Origin of the sequence: Paenarthrobacter nitroguajacolicus (genome assembly GCF_007786235.1) — a bacterium.
Classification (GTDB): Bacteria; Actinomycetota; Actinomycetes; order Actinomycetales; family Micrococcaceae; genus Arthrobacter; species Arthrobacter nitroguajacolicus_A.
Genome location: NZ_VNFK01000053.1, coordinates 1 through 861, shown reverse-complemented (window position 1 = coordinate 861; position 861 = coordinate 1). Strand labels below are relative to the sequence as shown.

At 48.8% G+C, this 861-nt stretch carries 1 protein-coding gene; it reads right to left on the bottom strand.

Features of this window, described 5'->3' with window-relative positions; genetic code table 11:
• Positions 1 to 65: 65 nt before the first annotated feature.
• Positions 66 to 861: chlorophyll a-b binding protein (locus FQP90_RS22950; RefSeq protein WP_208760069.1), on the bottom strand; the 796-nt coding region annotated here is incomplete at its 5' end.

Sequence of the window (861 nt, the reverse complement as noted above, 5' to 3'; positions counted from 1 at the left end):
TTTTTTTTAGAAAAAGCTTTTGCTTGTAATATTGCATAACGATCATTAACTTACATCTATTTAACTCATTTTCCGGGCACAAAGTTGGTAGCGTATGCCCATGCATTGTTAGCTACTGGGTCACTAAGATGGTCAGATAAGTTCTCAATTGGGCCCTTTCCGGTTACAATGGCCTGAACGAAGAATCCAAACATGGAAAACATAGCTAACCGTCCATTCTTAAGCTCCTTAACCTTCAACTCAGCAAATGCCTCTGGATCATCAGCCAATCCAAGTGGGTCAAAAGACCCTCCTGGGTAAATACTGTCAAGGCCTTCACCAAGTGGGCCACCACCAACCCTGTACCCTTCAATTAACCCCATGAGCACAACCTGTGATGCCCAGATGGCTAAAATGCTCTGGGCGTGGATCAAGTTGGGGTTGCCGAGGTAGTCGAGTCCACCTTCCGAGAAAATTTGGGAACCTGCCTTGAACCAGACAGCTTCACCGAATTTGACACCGTTCTTTGAAAGAAGCTCAGGGAACACACACCCGAGTGCACCGAGCATGGCCCACCTAGAGTGGATCACCTCAAGTTCACGGTTCTTGGCGAAAGTCTCGGGGTCAGCTGATAGTCCAGCAGTGTCCCATCCGTAGTCACCAGGGAATTCACCAGTCAAGTATGATGGGGTTTGCTCTGAGAATGGGCCCAAGTACTTGGGGCGGTCTGGTCCGTACCAAATGCTCTGTGGAGCACTTTTAACAGTTCGGCGCATAGTGTAGCGTCCACCATTGAAGCCACCAATCTTCCTCACGAGCTCGTTTTGCGGCTTCAAAACCGACTGCGCAGCAAATGCTGACTGTTGGATAGCTGAAGTTGCC